General features: G+C 68.8%; 21 protein-coding genes and 1 tRNA gene. 10 read left to right on the top strand and 12 right to left on the bottom strand.

The features are described from left to right. Positions 1-25: 25 nt before the first annotated feature. Positions 26-217, bottom strand: a complete 192-nt coding sequence (locus AB0I23_RS06440; RefSeq protein ID WP_359107370.1) for a hypothetical protein — start codon at positions 215-217, stop codon at positions 26-28. Positions 218-1,136: 919 nt separating this feature from the next. Between AB0I23_RS06440 and AB0I23_RS06435 the strand changes: the two genes are divergently transcribed. Then, positions 1,137-2,816, top strand: a complete 1,680-nt coding sequence (locus AB0I23_RS06435) for a PHP domain-containing protein (protein ID WP_359107368.1) — start codon at positions 1,137-1,139, stop codon at positions 2,814-2,816. 6 nt (positions 2,817-2,822) lie between these two features. Beyond that, positions 2,823-3,674, top strand: a complete 852-nt coding sequence (locus tag AB0I23_RS06430) for a hypothetical protein (RefSeq protein ID WP_359107366.1) — start codon at positions 2,823-2,825, stop codon at positions 3,672-3,674. A gap of 253 nt (positions 3,675-3,927) precedes the next feature. On the opposite strand, the gene AB0I23_RS06425 is transcribed toward AB0I23_RS06430, so the two are convergent. Further along, positions 3,928-4,335 carry a hypothetical protein gene (locus AB0I23_RS06425; protein ID WP_359107364.1) on the bottom strand — a complete coding sequence of 136 codons (408 nt, stop codon included), beginning with the start codon at positions 4,333-4,335 and terminating at the stop codon, positions 3,928-3,930. 123 nt (positions 4,336-4,458) lie between these two features. Here AB0I23_RS06425 and AB0I23_RS06420 point away from each other — a divergent pair, with 123 nt between their 5' ends. Together AB0I23_RS06420 and AB0I23_RS06415 are read left to right on the top strand one after the other, a co-directional pair. Then, positions 4,459-5,235 (top strand): helix-turn-helix domain-containing protein, encoded by a 777-nt coding sequence (locus AB0I23_RS06420; RefSeq protein ID WP_359107362.1) that lies wholly within the window; start codon positions 4,459-4,461, stop codon positions 5,233-5,235. Continuing rightward, a complete protein-coding gene (locus AB0I23_RS06415) occupies positions 5,232-5,480 on the top strand; it encodes a DUF397 domain-containing protein (RefSeq protein ID WP_359107360.1) in 249 nt (82 codons plus the stop codon). Before AB0I23_RS06420 ends, AB0I23_RS06415 begins: the two co-directional genes overlap by 4 nt. A gap of 327 nt (positions 5,481-5,807) precedes the next feature. Here the strand turns inward: AB0I23_RS06415 and AB0I23_RS06410 are convergent, their stop codons facing one another. Then, positions 5,808-6,167, bottom strand: a complete 360-nt coding sequence (locus tag AB0I23_RS06410) for a hypothetical protein (protein WP_359107358.1) — start codon at positions 6,165-6,167, stop codon at positions 5,808-5,810. Positions 6,168-6,376: 209 nt separating this feature from the next. Beyond that, positions 6,377-6,448 (bottom strand) — tRNA-Cys (locus AB0I23_RS06405). Positions 6,449-6,634: 186 nt separating this feature from the next. On the opposite strand from AB0I23_RS06405, the gene AB0I23_RS06400 reads away from it, so the two are divergent. The 4 genes from AB0I23_RS06400 (at position 6,635) to AB0I23_RS06385 (ending at position 10,683) form a co-directional block, all read left to right on the top strand. Then, positions 6,635-8,116 carry an MFS transporter gene (locus AB0I23_RS06400; protein ID WP_359107356.1) on the top strand — a complete coding sequence of 494 codons (1,482 nt, stop codon included), beginning with the start codon at positions 6,635-6,637 and terminating at the stop codon, positions 8,114-8,116. 47 nt (positions 8,117-8,163) lie between these two features. Next, on the top strand, positions 8,164-8,364 hold the full coding sequence (locus AB0I23_RS06395; protein WP_327274949.1) for a ribbon-helix-helix protein, CopG family: 201 nt from the start codon (positions 8,164-8,166) through the stop codon (positions 8,362-8,364). After that, positions 8,361-8,750, top strand: a complete 390-nt coding sequence (locus AB0I23_RS06390) for a type II toxin-antitoxin system death-on-curing family toxin (RefSeq protein WP_359107354.1) — start codon at positions 8,361-8,363, stop codon at positions 8,748-8,750. Before AB0I23_RS06395 ends, AB0I23_RS06390 begins: the two co-directional genes overlap by 4 nt. A 151-nt stretch (positions 8,751-8,901) precedes the next feature. Further along, positions 8,902-10,683: a DEAD/DEAH box helicase gene (locus tag AB0I23_RS06385; RefSeq protein ID WP_359107352.1), complete on the top strand. Its 1,782-nt coding sequence runs from the start codon at positions 8,902-8,904 to the stop codon at positions 10,681-10,683. Between the two features lie 62 nt (positions 10,684-10,745). Here the strand turns inward: AB0I23_RS06385 and AB0I23_RS06380 are convergent, their stop codons facing one another. Genes AB0I23_RS06380 through AB0I23_RS06370 form a run of 3 tightly spaced genes read right to left on the bottom strand, consistent with a single transcriptional unit; the run spans position 10,746 to position 14,202 of the window. Next, positions 10,746-11,444: a hypothetical protein gene (locus tag AB0I23_RS06380; RefSeq protein ID WP_359107350.1), complete on the bottom strand. Its 699-nt coding sequence runs from the start codon at positions 11,442-11,444 to the stop codon at positions 10,746-10,748. Between the two features lie 8 nt (positions 11,445-11,452). After that, positions 11,453-13,750 (bottom strand): hypothetical protein, encoded by a 2,298-nt coding sequence (locus AB0I23_RS06375; protein ID WP_359107348.1) that lies wholly within the window; start codon positions 13,748-13,750, stop codon positions 11,453-11,455. After that, positions 13,750-14,202 carry a hypothetical protein gene (locus AB0I23_RS06370; protein WP_359107346.1) on the bottom strand — a complete coding sequence of 151 codons (453 nt, stop codon included), beginning with the start codon at positions 14,200-14,202 and terminating at the stop codon, positions 13,750-13,752. The genes AB0I23_RS06375 and AB0I23_RS06370 overlap by 1 nt, the downstream gene beginning before the upstream one ends. Before the next feature lie 721 nt (positions 14,203-14,923). Between AB0I23_RS06370 and AB0I23_RS06365 the strand changes: the two genes are divergently transcribed. Further along, the gene (locus AB0I23_RS06365) at positions 14,924-15,565 is read left to right on the top strand and encodes an IclR family transcriptional regulator (protein WP_359107344.1); all 642 of its coding nucleotides are present in this window, start codon (positions 14,924-14,926) and stop codon (positions 15,563-15,565) included. A gap of 236 nt (positions 15,566-15,801) precedes the next feature. Beyond that, positions 15,802-16,590: a S16 family serine protease gene (locus AB0I23_RS06360; protein ID WP_359107343.1), complete on the top strand. Its 789-nt coding sequence runs from the start codon at positions 15,802-15,804 to the stop codon at positions 16,588-16,590. A 19-nt stretch (positions 16,591-16,609) separates the two neighbouring features. On the opposite strand, the gene AB0I23_RS06355 is transcribed toward AB0I23_RS06360, so the two are convergent. The 5 genes from AB0I23_RS06355 to AB0I23_RS06335 all read right to left on the bottom strand — a co-directional run bounded on the left by AB0I23_RS06355 (position 16,610) and on the right by AB0I23_RS06335 (position 20,688). After that, positions 16,610-17,887, bottom strand: a complete 1,278-nt coding sequence (locus AB0I23_RS06355; RefSeq protein WP_359107342.1) for an MFS transporter — start codon at positions 17,885-17,887, stop codon at positions 16,610-16,612. A gap of 5 nt (positions 17,888-17,892) precedes the next feature. After that, entirely contained in the window at positions 17,893-18,105 is a 213-nt protein-coding gene (locus AB0I23_RS06350) for a hypothetical protein (protein WP_359107340.1), read from the bottom strand. A gap of 12 nt (positions 18,106-18,117) precedes the next feature. Beyond that, positions 18,118-18,726 carry an ArsR/SmtB family transcription factor gene (locus AB0I23_RS06345; protein ID WP_359107339.1) on the bottom strand — a complete coding sequence of 203 codons (609 nt, stop codon included), beginning with the start codon at positions 18,724-18,726 and terminating at the stop codon, positions 18,118-18,120. Between the two features lie 91 nt (positions 18,727-18,817). After that, positions 18,818-19,762, bottom strand: coding sequence for a glycine betaine ABC transporter substrate-binding protein (locus AB0I23_RS06340; RefSeq protein WP_359107499.1), 945 nt, complete (start codon positions 19,760-19,762; stop codon positions 18,818-18,820). A gap of 53 nt (positions 19,763-19,815) precedes the next feature. Further along, a complete protein-coding gene (locus tag AB0I23_RS06335; RefSeq protein WP_359107338.1) occupies positions 19,816-20,688 on the bottom strand; it encodes an ABC transporter permease in 873 nt (290 codons plus the stop codon). Positions 20,689-20,696 lie beyond the last annotated feature (8 nt).

Here is a 20,696-nt window from a genome sequence, read left to right as displayed (position 1 = left end):
CGCCGCTGCTGACCAACTGATCGTTTCAGACGCTGTTCAGGGCCGGTGGTGGGGTGCCGGCGGTGAGCGTTCCATGCCCGGCGGATGAGGCTGTGCCGACGATGACGATGGTGCCGGCGAGGTCGAAGAAGGCGTCGATGACGATGGTGCGACGCTCGGCGCAGCGTGCGAGACGGTGGAGTACGTTCTGACCGGCAGAGCACGCTCCGCATGCCACCGCCAGCCGGCCTGGATCGGTGCCTTCTCGCCCTTGCGGGCGATCCGTCCGTGCAGCTGACGTCGGGCGAGCAGGGTGCGGCAATGGGCACTGCCGTAGCCGACATCGGGGTGGACAGTTATCTGTTCGGGCAGGGGGCCGAGGCCGTTCACAAGGTCCGTGATTCGGTCGGCGACGGCCTTGCAGAGCCTGGGGTCGGCGGAGATCTTGTCCCATTTGGCGAAGGAACGCGACGCAGGGAGCGGGGCGGGGACGGGGCCGGAACCGTGCAGGACGCCGGCAGGGTTCCGGCAGGCGCCGGACCGTCACCTGGCTCATCCCCGGCTTTCAGGGCGGATTCACCGGGGCGCTACCGGATCGCGGGATGCTGCAGCCGTCGGCGGACAGCTGTCCCACGGGGAGGCCGCCCGTTGCGCGTAACTGAAGGGAGCGGCCGTCGGCGGCCGCCGCCGGGCATACGGCGGGGGCTTCGGCGACATCCCGAAGGTCGACGTCTTCATCGCGGGCGGCCTGCTCCGGTTTGACCGCACAACCAACCTGCGAGGCATGAATCGCATGAACCCCCCGTCCGGCGCTTAGCCGATAGCGTGCGCCGATCGGAAGCGGCCCACCGAGTGGCTGAAGCGGACCGCCCTCATGAGGTGCGCCGACCCGCTCGTACGCGAGCCAATCCCGGTCCGACGGCCCTCTCTTCGAACGGCACTTGTCCGACGGCAGTGCCACGCACCACGACGAACCGACATCGATCGACCGCCGGTGATCCACGCCGGCGTCGCCCACCGCGACATCGGTACCCGCCCCATGCGGTTCCCGCTCCGGCCGACGGGGCCGGTCGCACCGGGCACCCACTACACGGACCGCACCGTCATTTCGTTTCAGCACCCGTTGCTCACCTCCGAAGAGGAAAGACACGCCCACCATGCCCGCACAGCGCCACCCCCTGCCCAAATGGGCCGATCCGCAGACCCCCACGACGTCACTCGACGCCCAGTCCCTCAGCCGCCGCGGACTCCTGCGTCGCGCCGGTCTGTTCGGCGCAGCGTTCGCGGCCGGCTCGCTGCTGCCGTCCACCGCGGCGTACGCCTGGACGCCTCCCCCGGTCGGCGGCAACGACCCCGACCTCGTCTACCTGGTCGGCGACCACCACAACCACACCGTCTACAGCCACGACGCGAAGTACACGTTCTCCCAACTGGCAGCCGCAGGCGAGAGGTACGGCCTGGACTGGATGGTCTTCACGGAGCACAGCAACTTCGGCCACGCCGAGTTCGGTGCCGCTCGGGAACACCAGGAGATCCTCAAGGCCCGGGCCGACAACAAGCGCATGCTGATCTTCCAGGGCCTGGAGTGGTACATCCCCGGCGCCGAGCACTGCACCGTCTTCTCGCCGCCCGGACGGCATGAGGTCGACCTCCTCACCCGGTTCGAGACCGCCTACGACGGCAAGCTCCTCGGCTACACCGCGGGCGGCCCCGCCGACCCCGACACTGCGCGCAACGAGGCGCACGCCGTCAAGGCCCTCCAGTGGCTGGCAGAACAGCGTCGTACCGGTTACGTCGACGACGTGCTGGTCTTCGCCAACCACCCGATGCGTCTTGGCATCGACTCCCCGCACGAGATGCGCAACTGGCGGGACGCGGCTCCCGAGATCATGATCGGCATGGAGGGCGCCCCGGGCGCCCAGGCCGGCGCGTTCCCGGGCTGGGCGGGGCCGAACAGCATCCGCGGCGAGTACACGAACTCCCCGTCGGGGAACTCCTGGCCGGGCTATCCGCGCGAGGCGTACGTCACCTACGGCGGCTTCGACTGGGCGACTGCGACGGTCGGCGGCCTGTGGGACGCGATGCTGGCCGAGGGCAGGCTGTTCACCATCACGTCCAACTCCGACGTCCACCGGGTCGCGTACGACACCTGGAAGAACGGCGACTGGCTGCCCGGCCAGAACTTCGACAACACCGGCCATCTCCCGGATCCGGTGAACACGGCCGAACCGCAGCCGGGCGGTGACTTCTGGCCCGGCCAGTTCAGCCGTACCCACGTCGGCGTCACCAAGTACGGCTACCGGGACGTCATGGCCGGACTGAGGGCCGGCCGGGTGTGGGTCGACCACGGCCACCTCATCGACGGCCTCGACGTGCGGCTGCACGGCGAGAACGGCACCGGCCGCGGCACCACGCTCGGCGGCCGGCTGCACGTCCGGCGCGGCGAGCAGCTCACTTTGACCGTCAAGGTGACGACGTCGACCCGCCGCAACCCGTACGGCGAACTCCCGCAGCTCGCGCACGTCGACGTGATCCGCGGTGCGGTGCGCGGACCCGTCGCCGACCGCGACGAGTGGCGGGCACCGGACACCCGGGTGATGCACACCTCCCACGTGTCGGAACGCACCGGGACGTACACCCTCACCATCCCGGTCGGGCCGGTGGAGGAGTCCTGCTATCTGCGGCTGCGCGGCAGCGACGGCAAGCGCAACGGGGCAGGCTACCTGGGCGCCTCGAACGACCCCAACGGACCGGTACCGCACATGCCGGGCGACGGCGACCCCTGGCTCGACACGTGGTTCTACACCAACCCGATCTTCATCAAGACGGAGGGCTGACAAGCCATGAAGAAGTTCCTCGTGCTCCTCGGGGCGCTCACCCTCGCCGCCGCGGGAATGGCACCCGCCGCCGCCTCCACCCCGTCCCCCACCGGCACGTGGACCGAAACCGGCGCCGCTTACGTCGACTCGCGCGCCGGCGGCCAGGGCCTGGCGTCCTGGAGCAACAGCAGGCTGCTCTTCCGCGGCAACGGCTCCATCCCGCAGGACCTCAGAGACCAGGGCTGGACCCACATCGGTGACCCGGAGATCGTCCGCGATCACATCATCGACGCCTATCAGGGCAACGGCGGTGCGACGGCCAAGATGTTCGCCGTCACCACGCCGGGCGGAAAGCGCTTCGTCTACACGCACCAACTGGATGGCGACGAGCGGATGAACAACTCCTTCGCCGCCGTCTCTCCCGACGCGCAGTGGCTGGTCTCGGGCGAGTGGGACGAGCAGGACCGGCTCCTGGTCTTTCCCGCACCGCTCTTCAACGCCGAGGCCCCCGCGGGTGGCGGCGAGCTTCCCGAGGCAGGCCGGATCTCCCTCGACCACCCGGTCCGGGACATCCAGGGCTGTGACTTCGTCTCGGCGACGCGCCTGGTGTGCGCCTCCGACGACAGCACCCTGTCCCTGTGGCCGGTGGAGCGCCCGCTGTTCCAGCTGGACCTCGACCACGCGCTCGACGGCAGGCCCGTCACTGGCCATGTCTCGGTCCTCTTCGCCCTCCCCCAGCGCTCCACGTGCGCCGGAACCGGCTTCGAGACCGAAGGTCTGGACTACGCCGCCCGTACCGGCACCCTGCGTGTCGAGATGATCCCGCCCGGCGAGTGCGCCGCCTCCACCGCCGTCTACACCTACAGCGCCCGCTGAGAGCCTGTCGGGTGCGACCTTCGATCGGATAGCGGATGCCACGGTGTGGCGGTCTTCGGCTCCCTGTCCGTCCGGGCCGTCCAGGGCCAGGCGGACAGGGACGCGGCGCAGCCGCGCGGGTCCTGGTGGTGAGGTCACCGGGTACGCGCATTTCGCCGCCACCGTTGCGGAGGTGCACGGCGGATGGCTCGGCCTTCCGCCGGTCCGGAGCAGGGGGCCGCAGGCCCGCCAACCTCCCGCTGTACGTCCCTCCTTACCCCTCCTCCGGCGCCGGCTGCGCCATCACCAGCCCGTACAGCAGCTCCACGTCCACGAACTCACCTTCTCGCGGCGCCCCGCACCGCCAGCTCAGCGGGTAGGTGTTGCCGTCCGGTGCGGGGATTCCCACGTACTGGTCACGGGCGGCCGGCCCGTAGCACCTGGCACCCGGCGGCCAGTCGTACTCCTTGCTCGACCCGGGCGGGATCAGGAAGTACATCCATCGGCCGCCCGCGATCTCCCGTACGACCGGGCCCGGTTCGCCCTCGGTGAGGGTTCCGAGGTGGTGCAGTACTGCCTCGCCCCGTACGCCGCGCAGCCGGATGGCGTCGAAGTGGATGCCGGTCAGGTGGAGTTGGTGGCCGTCGGCGGGTACCCATTCGGGGCGTTTCTCGCTCGTCATGACTCCAAGGATTCCGATGGCTGCGTAGCGTGACCAGGAGGACGCGGTCCACATCGACGGGATGTAGGGAGGGTGGTGGTGGCTGTGGGGACCAGTGGTGAGCCGTCGCAGGTGCGGAGGCTTGTGGGGGACCTGATACGTATCCATCGGGTACGGGCGGGGTTCACGCAGAAGGACGCTGCGGACAAGCTGTTGATCTCGGAGTCGCTGATGGGGGCGGTCGAGCGGGCGGAGCGCATCCCGACGCTGGAGCTGCTGGCCGACGCGGACCGGGTCTTCGTCGCGGGCGGTGCGCTGAAGGCGTGCATCGAGCTGATCGACGAGGAGAAGTACCCGGCGAAGTTCCTGGACTGGGCGCGGCTGGAACGGCAGGCGCGGGTCGTCAGCGCGTACGAGACGATGCTGATCCCGGGGCTGCTCCAGACAGAGGCGTACGCGTACGCCCTGTACCGGGCACGCAAACCCGCGTACACCGAGGACGAGATCGTCCGGCACGTCGAGGCGCGGCTGGAACGGCAGGCGGTGCTGATGCGCAAGCCTCCGCCGTACGTCGGGTTCGTCATCGAGGAGTCGATCCTGGACCGGACGCTCGGCGGCGCAGAGGTGCTGAAGGAGCAGCTGCTGCATCTGCTGGAGTGCATGCGGCGGATGAACCACCTCACGGTGCAGGTGATGCCCTCGGATCAGCACACGCACGCGGGATTGAACGGGCCGATGCAGTTGATGTGTACGGCGGAAGGCCGCAATCTGGTCTTCGCGGAGAGCCAGGGCGGCGATAGGTTGATCGCCAGGCCGGAGCAGGTGGGCGACATGTTCGACCTCTTCGGCATCCTCCGGGCCCAGGCGCTCAACCCCTGGAAGTCGGCGGAGATCATCGAAACGAAGGCGAGGCAACTGTGACCACCGGGCCCGAGCTCTTCTGGTTCAAGTCCAGCTACAGCAACAACGAGGGCGGCGCCTGCGTCGAAGTCGCCTACGGCTGGCGCAAGTCCAGCTACAGCAACAACGAGGGCGAAGCCTGCGTGGAGGTCGCCACTTGCCCCCACACCGTCCACGTCCGCGATTCCAAGGTCACCGACGGCCCCACGTTCGCCGTCGCCCCCGCCGCCTGGACCGCCTTCCTGGCGGGTGCCGTCACGGGCTGACCGCGGGCGTTTCGAGCCGTTGTCACGGAGGATTTTCCATCCTGAAGTCGCAGGTCATTCGTCTGGCGTGAGTGGCGGGTGGGATGCTCTGGCCGGTCGGGCCGTTCATCGTCTCGGTGATCGTTCGTCGCCGGTGGACTTAGGCGTTCGTCAGCACCAGCAACGCGCGCAGCAGCAGGGTGGCGTGACGGACGTGCATCCTGAACTTCGTCAAGACCCTCCAGTGGCCGCGTCGGCGATTCCGAGCAGTCCGCACCCCGACCTGACGGACGATCGGGCGCTGCAGAGCAGGTACTGCCGGGGGCTGGGGGCTGGGGGCTTGGCGCTTCAGCTACGTTGATACCTGTCCGCCACTGCGTGGAATACCTTCTTCGGTTCCCAGCGGGTCTCATCGAGCATCCGGACGACGCCGTAGGAGCCAAGGTCTTGCTCCCTGGGCCTGCTGTAACCGGCGAAGGTGAACCAGAGCGCGGTGTCCACGCCTTCCTCCTCGAAGATGTTCAGCAGCTCGGTGAAGTAGCGCACCTGTTCCTCCCCGTCCGGCATCGCGCCGTGCGGCACCTGCCAGGCCATGCCGCCGCGCTCTCCCGCGCCCTGGTATGCGCAGGTTCCGTACTCGGTCACCGCGACGGGCTTGCCGTGGGCGAGGTGCGCACGCAGCTCGTCCCGGAGGCTGTCGGCGTTCACGCTGGGCAGCAATACGGCGCGAGCTTCCATCGGCGGTAGGGCCGGGCCGTCGGCGAGGACGCTGTCGGGGACGGCCGGGCCGTCGGCGAGGACGCTGTCGGGGACGGCCGGGTTCGCGGCGGAGGACGCCGGACACCGTGGCGCGCCCCCTGGACCCGGGAAAGCCGCCCGCCCCGGAACTTCCCCGGGGCGGGCGGGCTTCGTCTGCGAGGCCGTGACCGGATTCGAACCGGTGTAACTCGAGTTGCAGTCGAGCCCCTGAACCACTCGGGCACACGGCCGTGTGTTCCTCGTCGTGGTTCGACCGTAGGGGCGGGTGTCCGCGCTGCTCAAGAGCGCGGGCCGGGCCGCAACGCGACTGCCATGTTCCGTTCACGATCGGCTCTGCGGTCCTACGACCAACGGACGAGAGGCGGACCGCCTCGGGACAGGGCTCAACTGAGATCTTGCCCCTTACTCTTGGGCTCATGAGTGCCCTGGAACCACGAGACGCCGACGCCGACGCCGACACCGGGATCGATGCCGACGCGGCGTTGCCCGTCCCGGGTGCCGCGTCCGGCGGGGTGCTCGGGCGGGACTACCGGGCGCTCAGCGTCGGCATCGTCTCCGTCGTCTTCCTGATCGCCTTCGAGGCGACCGCCGTGGGGACCGCGATGCCGGTCGCCGCCCGTGAGCTGCACGGCATCCCGCTCTACGCGTTCGCGTTCTCCGCGTACTTCACCACCAGCCTGTTCGCCATGGTCCTGTCCGGGCAGTGGGCGGACCGGCGCGGGCCGCTGGCGCCGCTCGCCACCGGGATCAGCGCGTTCGGGGCCGGGCTGCTGCTGTCGGGTACGGCGGGCAGCATGTGGATGTTCATCGCCGGGCGGGCCGTGCAGGGGCTCGGTGGCGGGCTGGTGATCGTGGCGTTGTACGTGGTGATCAGCCGGGCGTATCCGGAGCACCTGCGGCCGTCGATCATGGCCGCGTTCGCCGCGAGCTGGGTGATCCCGTCCGTCGTCGGGCCGCTCGCCGCCGGGAGCGTGACCGAGCACCTGGGGTGGCGGTGGGTCTTCATCGGCATCCCCGTCCTCGTGGTGTTCCCGCTGGCGCTCGCGCTGCCCGCGATCCGGCGCCGGGCGTCGGGGCCGGCCGATCCCGCGGCGCCCGTCGAGCCGTACGACCGGCGCCGCATCCTTCTCGCGCTCGGGATCTCGCTGGGGGCGGCGCTGCTCCAGTACGCCGGGCAGGAGCGGGACTGGTTCGCGCTGCTTCCGGCCGTCGCAGGTGTCGCTCTGCTCGTACCCGCCGTGCGCGGACTGCTGCCCCCGGGCACGGGCCGGGCGGCGCGCGGGCTGCCCTCGGTGGTGCTGCTGCGCGGGGTCGCGGCCGGGTCGTTCATCGCCGCCGAGTCGTTCGTACCGCTGATGCTGGTGACCCAGCGCGGGCTGAGCCCCACGCTGGCCGGGCTGTCGCTCGCGGCCGGGGGCGGGACCTGGGCGCTCGGTTCGTACGTACAGTCCCGGCCGCGCCTGGAACCGTACCGGGAGCGTCTGATGGTGGGCGGCATGGTGCTGGTCGCCGCTTCGATAGCGGCAGCGCCGTCCGTGCTGATCGACTCGGTGCCGGTCTGGACCGTGGCCGTGGCCTGGGCCTTCGGGTGCTTCGGCATGGGCATGGTGATCGCGTCGACGAGCGTGCTGCTGCTGAAGCTGTCGGCGCCCCAGGAGGCGGGGGCGAACTCGGCCGCTCTCCAGATCTCCGACGGGCTGTCGAACGTCCTGCTGCTGGCCGCGGGCGGGGCGGCCTTCGCGGCGCTCGGCGGCGGTGCGGTGGGGGCCGTGCACGGGGCGGTGGAGGCGGGGGCCTCGGGGTCTCATCCGGGGGCGTTCGCGGTGGTCTTCCTGCCGATGGCGGGAGTGGCGCTGGCGGGGGCGTGGGTGGCGGCGCGGGTGAGGACAAAGCCTTAGGTGCCGCGTGGTACCACTCTGGCCCCACTCGGTGGTACCGTTTTGGTATGGCTATGAACCTGCGTCTCCGTGACGATCAGACCGAGGCCCTCAAGCAGCGAGCGGAGCAGGAGGGGACCAGCATGCACGCCATACTGCTGCAGGCTGTGGACGACTACCTGGCCAGGACGGCTCAGCAGGCCATCGTCCGCAAGACGGCCAAGGAGCAGGCGGCCAAGTGGAGCGAGCTGATGGACCGGCTCAAGTGACCTGTGTCTACCTGACGTCCGAGGACATCCTCGTCATCGCCGAACATGCCTGCGCGGACATGCATGTCGTCGTGCGCGACGCCGGACTCCTCGAATCGGCGGCGCACCGTCCCTCCGCAGCCATGTTCGGCGAGGAGGCGTACCCGGAGCTGATCGACAAGGCCGCCGCGCTCCTGCAGTCCCTGGCGATCAACCGTCCGCTCTTCGACGGCAACAAACGCACGGCCTGGCTGTCGTGCGTGACCTTCCTGGCGATGAACGGGGTGGATCTGCGTCCCGACATCGATGCCGCGGAACGCCTGGTCATCGCGGTGGCCACGGGGGAAATGGACGAGGTGAAAGCCATCTCTCAGGGGTTGCGCGAGCTGGTCGTCGACGACGTGTGACAGCCATCGCAATTCCGAGTGGGGCGGCGTAGTTCGGGGCGGTTCACGCCCGGCCCCCCGGTAAGGTGGCCCGGTTGTCGTATCGCGTACGAGCACCTCCCGGCCCGTACGGACAGCGCCCCACGTACCCGAGAGACCCGAACCGGAGACCGTGACTACTACCGCCTCCCACCACCTCTCACCCGCCTATCCCGGCCGCGCCCCCTGGGGCACGGCCGGCAAGCTGCGAGCCTGGCAGCAGGGCGCCATGGAGAAGTACATCCAGGAGCAGCCGCGCGACTTCCTCGCGGTCGCCACCCCCGGCGCAGGGAAGACCACCTTCGCGCTGACCCTCGCGTCATGGCTGCTGCACCACCACGTCGTGCAGCAGATCACCGTCGTCGCGCCGACCGAGCATCTGAAGAAGCAGTGGGCCGAGGCAGCGGCGCGGATAGGGATCAAGCTCGACCCCGAGTACAGCGCGGGCCCCGTGAGCAAGGAGTACCACGGGGTCGCGATCACCTACGCGGGTGTCGGCGTCCGGCCGATGCTGCACCGCAACCGGTGCGAGCAGCGCAAGACCCTCGTGATCCTCGACGAGATCCACCACGCCGGTGACTCGAAGTCCTGGGGCGAGGCCTGCCAGGAGGCGTTCGACCCGGCCACCCGGCGGCTCGCGCTCACCGGTACGCCGTTCCGGTCAGACACCAACCCGATCCCCTTCGTCGTGTACGAGGAGGGCAACGACGGCATCCGGCGCTCCTCGGCCGACTACACGTACGGCTACGGGAACGCGCTCGCCGACGGCGTCGTCCGCCCCGTGATCTTCCTCAGCTACAGCGGCAACATGCGCTGGCGCACCAAGGCCGGTGACGAGATCGCCGCCCGGCTCGGCGAGCCGATGACCAAGGACGCCATCGGGCAGGCGTGGCGCACCGCCCTGTCGCCCACCGGGGACTGGATCCCCAATGTGCTCAGCGCCGCCGACAAGAGGCTGACCGAGGTCCGCAAGGGCATTCCGGACGCGGGTGGGCTCGTCATCGCCACCGATCAGGAATCGGCGCGCGAGTACGCGAAGATCCTGAAGAAGGTCACCGGCGAGAAGGCCACCGTGGTCCTCTCCGACGAGAAGGCCGCGTCGAAGAAGATCGACAAGTTCAGCGAGGACGATTCGCGCTGGATGGTCGCGGTCCGCATGGTGTCGGAGGGCGTCGACGTGCCGCGCCTCGCCGTGGGCGTGTACGCCACCACCATCTCCACGCCGCTCTTCTTCGCCCAGGCCGTCGGGCGCTTCGTGCGCTCGCGCAGGCGCGGCGAGACGGCCTCGGTCTTCGTGCCGACCATTCCGATGCTGCTCGAATTCGCCAACGAGATGGAGGTCGAACGGGACCACGTCCTCGACAAGCCCAAGAAGGGCAGCGACGAGGAGAACCCGTTCGCGGAGGAGGACAAGCTCCTCGCCGACGCCGAGAAGCTGGAGGACGAGGAGACCGAGGATCAGCTGCCCTTCGAGGCCCTCGAATCCGACGCGGTCTTCGACCGGGTGCTGTACGACGGTGCCGAATTCGGCATGCAGGCGCACCCGGGGAGCGAGGAGGAGCAGGACTACCTGGGGATTCCGGGGCTCCTGGAACCCGATCAGGTGCAGTTGCTGCTCCAGAAGCGGCAGACCCGGCAGATCGCGCACAGCCGCCAGAAGCCGGCCGGGGAGGCCGACCTGTTGGAGAAGCCGGCCGAGGCGCGGCCAGTGGTCACGCACAAGCAGCTGCTGGGGCTGCGCAAGCAGCTCAACACGATGGTGTCGGCGTACACGCACCAGAGCGGCAAGCCGCACGGGGTGATCCACACCGAGCTGCGGCGGGTCTGCGGCGGGCCGCCGAGCGCGGAGGCCACGGCGGGGCAGATCCAGCAGCGGATCAAGAAGGTCCAGGAGTGGGCCACCCGGATGAGGTGACCCGGCGCCGACGGCCCCCGGTGTGCGGGCGGAGCGATCCGCGCGCACCGGGGGCCGGGCTGTCAGCCGGCGGCCAGGGCGTCAGGCACTTCGGCGGGCAGTTTCGCCTGTGCCGCGCAGCCCAGCTCCTCGGCCAGGGCGCGGGAAACGGAGTTGAGGACCGACATACGTCCCTTTCCGTCGGGGTTCACCTGGCCCCGTGCGGAAAACATTTCCGCCCTCACATAGGGTGTCTTTCCGTCGGACCCTTCCGTGGGGCACGCGAAGTAGAGCGAGGTGCCATTATCGCCCTGCGCGGACGCGAACAGTCCGAGGGGAAAGAACATTTCCCCCGAGTGGCTCGCTTTGTTTTTTTCGGCTAGGTCGGGGTGGCTTTTATGCGCCTGGAAGCTGATGTCGAGAAGCGGAAAATCGTTCTCGCCATCGGCTTTGTAGATGAGGCAGACGTTCTTCTCGGTCGGCTTGTCGTGAAGGGTCTCCGCCGCAAGTTCCAAGGAGAATTTGTACGGGGCCCCGGACGCTTTGGTCCCCTGGAGTTCGGTGAAACGGTCTGTGCCGCCGAGGCTTTCCAGCGCGGTCACCGCCGCCGGGTCCAGCGTCCCGTCGCAGACCTGGGAGGCCGAGAGCACGTCCGGTTTTCCTTCCTCACTGCTGTCGTTGCTGCATGCGGTCACCCCGGTGACGACAAGAGTCACGAATACAGCCCAGCACGTTTTTGCCTTCATGAACGCTCCGACATGTGCATAGCCGATTGCTGCCACACCGCTGGTCAACCCTTGTACGGGGCGCGCCCGCGGAAGTCGTTTTGATTCGAACCGGTGTTGATGTAGCTGCTCTCGATGTCCCTCGCCCACTCCGAATCTTCGCTGTTTTCCCATTTCGGATTGTTTTCGCCGTAGGTGGTGTAGGCGGAGCCGAGTTCGTCGGCACCCTTTTGGTAGAACTTCTGACTGGTCATCTGCGACTTCTCGGTGGCGTCCTGCTCGGATTTGTCGATGCTCTTGTCAACCTCGTGGCCGATGAATGTATTCACCATGTCGCCGACGGTGTCCGCCGCCATGGGAGCGACCACCAGGGCTGCGGCGGTGGAGCCGGGCAGCGGGATCGCCGCGATTCCGCCTCCCACCACCACGCCGGCGCCCAGCTTGACCCAGTCCCCGGACCGGCCGAGAGACTTGTTGGCTTGCTCGGCGTCGTCCTTGTACGTGGTCTCCGCCTGCTGCACGCGTGAGTGGTCCAGGATGCCGCGGGCCTCGGCGCCCGTCGTAAGCGCGTCCTTGGCGTGGTTGATGTTCTCCTCGCTCGTGGCCGGGTTGGCGTCCAGAGCACTCAGTGTGTAGAGGTGCTGCGCCGCCGTGACGACACCGTGCGAGGTCTCGTCCTGTCCAAGCACGCTGAGGAAATTGATGGCGCCCTGCTCGCCGAAGTTCGCCCGTCCTTCGTACTTGGCGGGGAAGGATCCGCTGTCCTTCGCGTGGTCCCCGATTCCCGACAGGCTGTAGTCGATGTCGTCGATGTAGGCCGCGCCCATCTTCCCCAGGCTGTCGGCCAGTTGTGACTGCTCATGCAGCATTTTGGGGCCGTCCTCGCTCCCGTACAGGAACGCCACCTGCTCCATGACGCCTGCTGTCGCAGGCGTCCGGTGGTCTCTGCTGCCGGGGACCATTGGGTCCTTGCCGGACATCGGGTCGGCGTCATACGCGTAACCGGTGGTGGCGGACTCCAGGGCGTGACCGAGCGAATCGTGACCGGCGATGACCTTGCTGTCCCCGCCCATCATGGGGGAGTCCGACAGCCAGATCCGGTCCTTGGTCAGGTACTTGAGGTGATCGTTCACCTCGCTCTCCTTGTCGACCGTCGCCCCCGCGCCGTCGGGCTGTGCGAAGAACTGGGTCGAGGCGTCGGGGTTGTGGCCCAGGGCTTCCATGAAGCCGGTCATCGGGTCCCGGCCACGGTCGTTCTTCCCGTAGAAGTTGAGGTCTCCCTGGTTCCAGTTGTTGATCCAGGGACTCATGTCCTTGACGTTGCGTTCCTTGTCGTAGGCGATGAGTTTGTCGCCGTAGTCGTTGAGGAACTGGTCGTCGTAGTCGCCGAAGCGCATGAGGTTGCTCATGACGCCGAAGCCCGTCGGGTCGTTGGCGTCGTCGATGCCGAGCCGGTCCGGGCCCAGCTTCACCATCTGCCGCTCCCAGCGCTCCATCGTGTCGCTGTCGGAGAGCGTGGCCGTGCCCAGCGTGATACCGAGATTCTTCTGGAGTCGTTTCGCCTGCTCGATCCGGTCCCGGTCGGTCCCGTATCCCTGGTACGGATCGGCGATTCCGGCATAGAACTCCAGGACCTTCTTCGGCTCCACCTGAGTGGCGAACCGCTCGGCGAAGAGCGGGTCGTTCTTGTAGGCGGCCAGAGTGGTGTTGAGCGTGTTGAGCTCGGTCAGCGTGACGTCGTGCGGGTCCTTCTTGAGGATCTTCGCCGCCTTCTCCGCCTCCGCCACCGCCTTGGCCGCGGAGTCGCGGTCCGAGTAGCTGGCACCGGAGAAGCCGTACTTGGCCTGGTCGACGATGAGGGTGAGTACCTTCGCCGCCGATGTGTCGCTCTCCGTGGCCTTCTTCAGAATGTTCTGGATTTCGTCCCGGAACGTGTCGACGTCCTGCTGGGTGTGCTCGGGCAGCGTGGTGCCCTTCGCCGCCCGGTCGGGGTGGATGTTCATGGTGACGGTGAAGGATCCCTCGCCCGTGTCCTGGACGGTGAGGTTCTTCTGCACCCCTCGGTGGATCGCGTCGTTGAGCTCTGTGCGGTAGCCGACGAGCTCCCCACGGGTGTCGGTGAGGATCTTTGTGATGGTTTCGGCCTGCGTGTGGGCGTCGGAGAACTCTCCGGCCGTCTTGTCCACGAAAGCGCGGGTCACGGTGGCGTTCTCGCCGGCCCAGTTCGCTTTGTCCGACTTGGCTTTGAGGTCGTCCTTGGCGTCGCCCTGGAGGGCCTTGAGCTTTGCGACCATCTGTTCCCAGTCGGTGATGGCCGCGTCCAGGTCGGAGAAGTTCGCGAAGCGCAGGGAGTCGAGGTCCATCAGTGGCCCGACCTCTCGTCGAAGCCCTTGTCGAGCGTGTCGATGTTGCTGATGATCGTGCCGATGTAGACCTCGTCGCCCGCGTGGGCCCCCTTGGTGTAATCGAGGTGGTTCGAGATGTGGGCGCAGGCGTCCAGCAGGGAGCGGACCTGGTCGATCCACCGTGAGGCCACGTGATCGAGGGCCGCGCCTATGGCGAAGGTCTCCGTCCTGAGGCCTCCGGCGGCCTTCTGGGTGGCGGCGCGGGCGTGGTCACCGGCCTTCTCCAGATCTCCGTACATCCGGTATGCGGTATTGCCGATCGCCGCCAGGTCCTGCTGATCGACCTTCAGATCGCCCGGAGCGACCGGCCCACCACCACTCGGCTCGACCGGTAATTGGTTCAGCCGCATCCGGACCGCGTGCCTGTCGGCCGCCTCGGATTTCAGTTTCTCCCACTCATCCCACGCCATTTACGGATACCTTTCCTGATGTCGCAATGCTTGCTGAATGCCCGTCTTGTGAGAGGTGAACCATCGTGTCAATCTATCAATTACGGCTCCGCTGTCCGCTGCGCGCCGACTGCGGTCGAAAGCGGCGGTCGCCGCAGCCGTAAAGAGTGCGCGGAAATACTTTTCGGTCATTTCTGAAATGATCGGTACGGCCGTCATGCCGACCGCCTGCCGACCCGTCCGCCTCGACGCCTCCGCGCCTGCACCGGTTCGGAGTCCGTCGACGGCTGCGGGAGGCCGGTCGGTGTCGTACCCCACCTCACCGCCAGGGAGTCGGCGGCACCTGGCGATCAGGGTCTGCGGGGCCCTGGACGACAGAAAAATATCGCATCATTCGTTCACCGTGAGTTAACGATGGTTCACCTCTGTGCACGGAGCGTCGCAATGGTGTCGGCCGACCTGAACGCGCGTAGATATTCCGGATCCGGTCGACGCCGCGCTGACCGGCGCTTATGTTTCTGCGGTGCCGCCGCTCTTCCGCAGGCGCCCGGATTCTGGACGAGGTCTTCCGCTGAGCGGACTGGCTCGCTACTGTCCCCAGAAAAAGTGAACGCCCCGTGGCAACGCCGCCGCGGAGCGCAGCCGGTGCCTTGGCCGCCGGCGGCCTCTCCGTGCGTCGCCGTGGGACCGGCGACGCAACCTCCGTGAGGGTGCCGCCACTCACCGAAGAGGAGAGGGCGTCGTGACCGCGGAGACCTCCCAGACGCTCGACCGGGGACTACGCGTCCTCAAACTGCTCGCCGACACCGACCACGGGCTGACCGTCACCGAGTTGTCCAACAAACTCGGCGTCAACCGCACCGTGGTCTACCGTCTGCTGGCGACACTGGAACAACACGCCCTGGTGCGCCGTGATCTGGGTGGCCGGGCCAGGGTGGGACTCGGCGTGCTGCGCCTGGGCCGCCAGGTGCATCCGCTGGTACGGGAGGCCGCGCTGCCCGCGCTGCGGTCCCTGGCCGAGGACATCGGAGCCACTGCCCACCTCACGCTGGTCGACGGCAGCGATGCGCTGGCGGTTGCCGTCGTCGAACCGACCTGGACCGACTATCACGTGGCCTACCGGGCCGGCTTCCGTCATCCGCTCGACAAGGGCGCCGCGGGCCGGGCGATCCTGGCCGCACGGGCGAAGCCGGTGTCCGAGCCCGCGTTCACGCTCACGCACGGCGAACTGGAAGCGGGCGCGAGCGGCGCCGCGGCGGCACTGATGGGGGTCACGGGCGTGGAGGGCAGCGTGGGCGTGGTGATGCTGGTGGACGCGGTGCCGGAACGGGTCGGCCCTCGAGTCGTCGACGCGGCACGCGAGGTGGCGGACGCGTTGCGGTAGTACCGGGGCTGCCCGGTGCCGGTACGTCCTCCATCGCCGGACGGGCTGAGTCGGGTTGACCGGATCGCGCTCGGGCGGGCTGGTTCGTGCCCGGGCGGGCCTATCGGGCCGTCGAACGGCTACCTCCCATGCCCATGAGGCTGTGGGGGAGATCGAGGACGAGCGGGCCGGGCGGACGGAGCCGCCTCTCCCCGGACCGGCCGGGCGGGCGGACCCGGCCGGGTTAGATTGGGCGGGTGCTCACTCGTCTCTCGCGCCCCCGCGCCCTCGCCCTGTGCGCCCTGCCCGTCGTCGCCCTCTTCGGCGTCGCCGCCTTCGCGCCGCTGCCGTTCACCGTGGCGCAGCCGGGCACGACCGCGAACGTACTCGGGGACGTCCACGGAACGCCCGTGATCAGCATCAAGGGCGCACCGACCCGCCCCACCAGCGGTCAGCTGCGGATGACGACCATCCTCGCGACCGGGCCGACCGCCGACGTCGGCATCGGCGACGTGATCGACGGCTGGTTCCGGACCGACCGGGCGGTCCTGCCCCGTGACTCGGTCTACCCGACCGGCGGCTCCGAGAAGGAGATCGAGAAGCACAACCTCGAGGACATGAAGAAGTCGCAGAACTCCGCCGCGGACGCGGCCCTGCGGTACCTCGGCAAGGCGCCCGGATCGGTGGACGTGACCCTGCACCTCGCCGACGTGGGCGGGCCCAGTGCCGGTCTCTTCTTCGCGCTCGGCATCGTCGACAAGCTCGACGGCAACGGTTCCGGTGGCGATCTCACCGGTGGCCGCACCATTGCGGGCACGGGCACGATCGAGCCGGACGGTACCGTCGGCGCCGTCGGCGGGGTCTCGCTGAAGACCCAGGCCGCCCGGCGCGACGGTGCCACTGTCTTCCTCGTGCCGAAGGCCGAGTGCGAGGAGGCGGGCGCCGAACTCCCCAAGGGACTCAAGCTGATTCCGGTCACCACACTGAAGAGCGCGGTGTCCTCGCTCACGGCCCTGGACAAGGGGGCCAAGGTTCCGAGCTGCTGACGCAGGGCGGGCCGGTGCCCTACGTGCGGGCGGCGTCGGCCTTCGCCTCCGCACGCTCCTCCGCGGACGGCCGGTCGTCCATCGTGCGCCACACCGGGAAGATCATCGGGCTCACCGTCGCCAGCGTGTAGACCGCGCCGAGAGCCAGGAGCGCGCCGTCCGCCCCGATGCTCTCCACCAGCAGACCCGCCAGCAGCCCGCCCACCGGCATCGCCAGCTCGCAGCCTGCGGTGAGCGCCCCGGAGACCCGGCTGCGCAGCCGCTGCGGTACGCGTTCGTAGGTCATCGTCGTCAGGATCGGGTTCAGGACCCCGCCCGCGAGACCGCCCAGCAGCATCGTCACCGCGAGCGGCAGCGTCGTGTCCGTCAGCGCGGCGACCACGAACCTCGGTCCGCCGCACAGCACCACGCACACCGTGAACACCGCACGCCGCGAGAACCGGTGTCCCACCGCCCCGTACACCAGCGCGCCCGTCAGCCCACCCGCCCCGAACAGTGCGGTGAGCAGGCCGAGTTGGGGTGCACCGCCCAGTTCACGCTCGGCGTGCACCGGGAGCAGTACGGCGTTCCAGCCCTGATCGGTGCCGTTCATGAAGAGCACCATCACCACCACGGCCAGCAGCAGCCGGTTGGAGAACAAGTAGGCGTATCCCTCGCGCAGTTCATGGCTGTACGTGCGCAGTGAGGCCGGGGCCGCCGCCTTTCGCGGCTCGGCCGCCCGTACCCCCCGTACGCCTGCCGCGATGAGCAGCGCGGACGCGCCGAAGGTCGCCGCGTCCAGCAGCAGCACGGTCTCCGCGCCGACGAGCGCGATCAGCACCCCGGCCAGTGCCGCGCCGGTCATCCTGGCGCCGCGCGAGGCGGCGTCGAAGAGGCTGGCGGCGCGGGTGACCGTGGTCCCGGCATGTTCGGCGAGGTCGGGCAGCAGGACGTAGCGCGCGGTGTTGCCGGGGGTGTGGACGAGTCCGCTCACTGCCATCAGGGCGCAGAGCATCCAGAATTCGAGCGCCCCGGCGTAGTGGAGCAGTGGAACGGTGGCGATGGCGAGTCCGCAGACGGTGTCGGAGGCGACGGAGATCCGGCGCCGTCCGATCCGGTCGATCACGGGCCCGCCGACGACCGCGGAGATGATGATCGGCAGTGTGGCGCAGAAGGCGACGACGCCGGCCCGGCCGGCGCTGCCCGTGGTCTGCAGGACGAACCACGGGACCCCGATCAGGGTGAGCGAAGTGCCCGCGGTGGATATGCAGTTGGCTGCGAGAAGCGCGGCGAGCGGCTTGCGGTTCCCCCCGTCCATGGCGGCTAGACCGCGCGAGGGGAGGACGTGGAGAGGACGTGCCGGTCCGGCAGGACGCGCAGGCCCAGCTCGACCAGTCCCCAGCCCAGCTGTGTACGCAGGGTCCGGTGCGGTGCCCGAGGCGTCCGGGCCGTACGCGCCATGTGGAACTCGCCGGCCTGCCGGCGCAGTTCGGTGCCGCGGAGCCGCTGCAGTGTCAGGTGCGTGTCGGGGTGCATGGTGGATTCCTCTCAGTCGGTGGGGCGCGGGAACACGTGCAGATGGGTGCGGACGACAGCCGAACCCTCGGTGCCTTCGGGGACCCGGTCGCTGTAGCTGTCGACCAGGTCGTGGATCTTCTCGGCCAGCTCCAGTGAGAGCTCCGGCGTGAGCCGCACCTTGAAGTCGCTGACGTCAAAGCCACGCAGCCACTCCTCGGGCCATTCGTGCATGGTGCCGAGCCAGGTGTTGAGCTCCTGGGTGTGCGTGGTGGCGACCTCGTGCAGGACGACTCCGATGGCGCCGCGCACCTCCGGGTCGGGGTCGCGGAGGAAGTCCGCACTGCGGTCGAACGCGGTGCCCATGTGCACGGCCCGCCACCACCGTTCGCGTCCCTTGCCGAGCGTCGGGTCGTCCTCGACGAAGCCGTGCGCGGCCAGTTGCCGCAGGTGGTAGCTGGTGGCGCCGCTGGACTCGCCGAGCCGGTCGCCGAGCTTCGACGCGGTGGCGGGGCCGAACTCCCGGAGGGCGCTGAGCAGACGGATCCGGAGGGGGTGGGCCAGCACGCGCAGGGTGCGGACGTCGACACGGTGGATGTTCGGGTCGAGCGGCTTCTCGCCGCCCGCTTCGTTCGCTGCCATGTCTCGACTGTAGACGTGCAAAGGTGTCTTTGCAACGCTTCTTTGCAACATCTTCTTTGTAACTCGGTGAGGCGTAGACCCCGGCCGCCTGCTACCCCTTCTTGATGAACCCCTCCGCGATCAGCCAGTCCTTCGCCACCTCGTGCGGGTCCTCCCCGTCCACATCCACCTTGGCGTTCAGCTGCTGCGCGACCTCGGTCGTCAGCCGCCTGCTGACCGGGTCCAACAGCCCGGCGATCTCGGGGTACTTGTCGAAGGTCGCGGTGTGGATGACGGGCGCGGCGTTGTAGTTGGGGAAGAAATGCTTGTTGTCTTCGAGGACGTCGAGGTCCATCGCCTTGATCCGGCCGTCCGTGGTGAACACCTCACCCAGCAGGCAGGAGTCGGACTTCGAGACCTGGGTGTAGATGATTCCGGCGTCCATCTTCTTGATGTGGGAGGCCGGGATCGACATCCTGTACGCCTTCTCCATCCCCGGCAGTCCGTCGTCGCGCGAGGCGAACTCGTTCTCCACACAGACCGTCACCGCCGCCGGGTCCATCTTCGCCAGCGCGGCGACGTCGGAGAGCGTCCTCAGGTGGTACTCCGCGTTGTTCTTCTTGCTGATGGCCAGCGCGTAGGTGTTGTCGAGGGTGGACTGCGGCAGCCAGGTCACCCCGTTCCCGCGGTCCTCGTCCCGGACCGCCTCCCACTGCTTCAGTGGGCTGGTGATCGGTTTCGCGTGGCCGAGGTAGGTGATCCAGGCGGTGCCCGTGTACTCGTACATCGCGTCGGCGCCGCCCTTGATGATGGCCTCGCGCGCGCTGATCGAACCGGGCAGGTTCGTCCGGTCGAGGACCTCGGCACCGGCGGCCTTGAAGACCAGACCGATCATCTGGCCGAGGATGATGTTCTCGCTGAAGTTCTTCGAGGTGACGGTCAGCGAGGCGCCGTCCAGCGGCCGCCCCCGACCGACCGAGCCGGGCACCACGTCGTCCGCCATCGGCGAACCGCTCTTCAGTCCGCACCCGGTGAGTGTCACCCCGAGCAGCACCAGAGTGCCGAGGAGGCCGGCCGCCCTGAGTCCCCGTACCGTCCCCTTCCCCGTGCTCACACCCCCACCTCCAGCCCGCGTGGCATCAATGCCACCTCGACCAGGGAGGCCAGCCAGTCCACCAGCAGCGCCAGCACCACCGTCAGCACGGACCCGAGCACCAGCACCGGCATCCGCTGCGTCTGGATGCCCGACGTGATCAGGTCCCCCAGCCCGCCGCCGCCGACGAACGTCGCCAGCGTCGCCGTTCCGACATTGAGGACCAGCGCCGTCCGTACCCCCGCCAGGATCAGCGGGACGGCGAGCGGCAGTTCGACCTTCGTCAGCGTCCCCACCGCCGACATGCCGATGCCGCGCGAGGCCTCGACCAGATTCGGCTCGATCGCCCGGAGACCGGCCACGGTGTTGGAGAACACCGGCAGCACCGCGTAGATCACCATGCCGATGATCGCGGTCGCCGGGCCGATGCCCAGCCAGATCACCAGGAGTGCCAGCAGGCCGATCGCCGGGGTCGCCTGGCCGACGTTGGCGAGCGCTGTGACCAGCGGGGCGCCCCGGCGCAGCCTGCGCCGGGTCAGCGCGATCCCCAGCGGAATGGCGATGATCAGCACCCAGAAGGTGGAGATCGCGGTCAGCCAGACGTGCTGCCACCAGCGCAACTGCACATTGCCGCCGGTCAGTGAGTTCTTCGCGATCGAGTCGAGGTGGACGTGGGTGATCCACAGATAGGTGATGACGAGGACGACCGCCAGGGCGGCCGGCACCAGCACCAGCTTGCGCCAGGTGATCCGGCGCCGTGGCCCGGCCGGCGGCGGCGCGGGCTCCTCCTCGTCGCCGAAGTCATGCCCCTGGACGTCGTGTTCGCCCGGCAGCCGGGACGACGACGGGCGGTTCCAGGGTCCCGGCGGCACCGGCTGATGGGGATTCATGCCAGGGG

Origin of the sequence: Streptomyces atratus, assembly GCF_040655115.1 — a bacterium.
Lineage (GTDB): Bacteria > Actinomycetota > Actinomycetes > Streptomycetales > Streptomycetaceae > Streptomyces > Streptomyces atratus_D.
The sequence above is the reverse complement of the archived record's forward strand: the minus strand, read 5'-3'. Positions and strand labels throughout refer to the sequence as shown.

Coding starts and splice junctions, on each gene's coding strand:
- AB0I23_RS06435 (WP_359107368.1), top strand. CDS start 1,137: ATGCCCGCACAGCGCCACCCCCTGCCCAAATGGGCCGATCCGCAGACC.
- AB0I23_RS06430 (WP_359107366.1), top strand. CDS start 2,823: ATGAAGAAGTTCCTCGTGCTCCTCGGGGCGCTCACCCTCGCCGCCGCG.
- AB0I23_RS06425 (WP_359107364.1), bottom strand. CDS start 4,335: ATGACGAGCGAGAAACGCCCCGAATGGGTACCCGCCGACGGCCACCAA.
- AB0I23_RS06400 (WP_359107356.1), top strand. CDS start 6,635: ATGAGTGCCCTGGAACCACGAGACGCCGACGCCGACGCCGACACCGGG.
- AB0I23_RS06395 (WP_327274949.1), top strand. CDS start 8,164: ATGGCTATGAACCTGCGTCTCCGTGACGATCAGACCGAGGCCCTCAAG.
- AB0I23_RS06375 (WP_359107348.1), bottom strand. CDS start 13,750: ATGGACCTCGACTCCCTGCGCTTCGCGAACTTCTCCGACCTGGACGCG.
- AB0I23_RS06370 (WP_359107346.1), bottom strand. CDS start 14,202: ATGGCGTGGGATGAGTGGGAGAAACTGAAATCCGAGGCGGCCGACAGG.
- AB0I23_RS06355 (WP_359107342.1), bottom strand. CDS start 17,887: ATGGACGGGGGGAACCGCAAGCCGCTCGCCGCGCTTCTCGCAGCCAAC.
- AB0I23_RS06350 (WP_359107340.1), bottom strand. CDS start 18,105: ATGCACCCCGACACGCACCTGACACTGCAGCGGCTCCGCGGCACCGAA.
- AB0I23_RS06345 (WP_359107339.1), bottom strand. CDS start 18,726: ATGGCAGCGAACGAAGCGGGCGGCGAGAAGCCGCTCGACCCGAACATC.
- AB0I23_RS06335 (WP_359107338.1), bottom strand. CDS start 20,688: ATGAATCCCCATCAGCCGGTGCCGCCGGGACCCTGGAACCGCCCGTCG.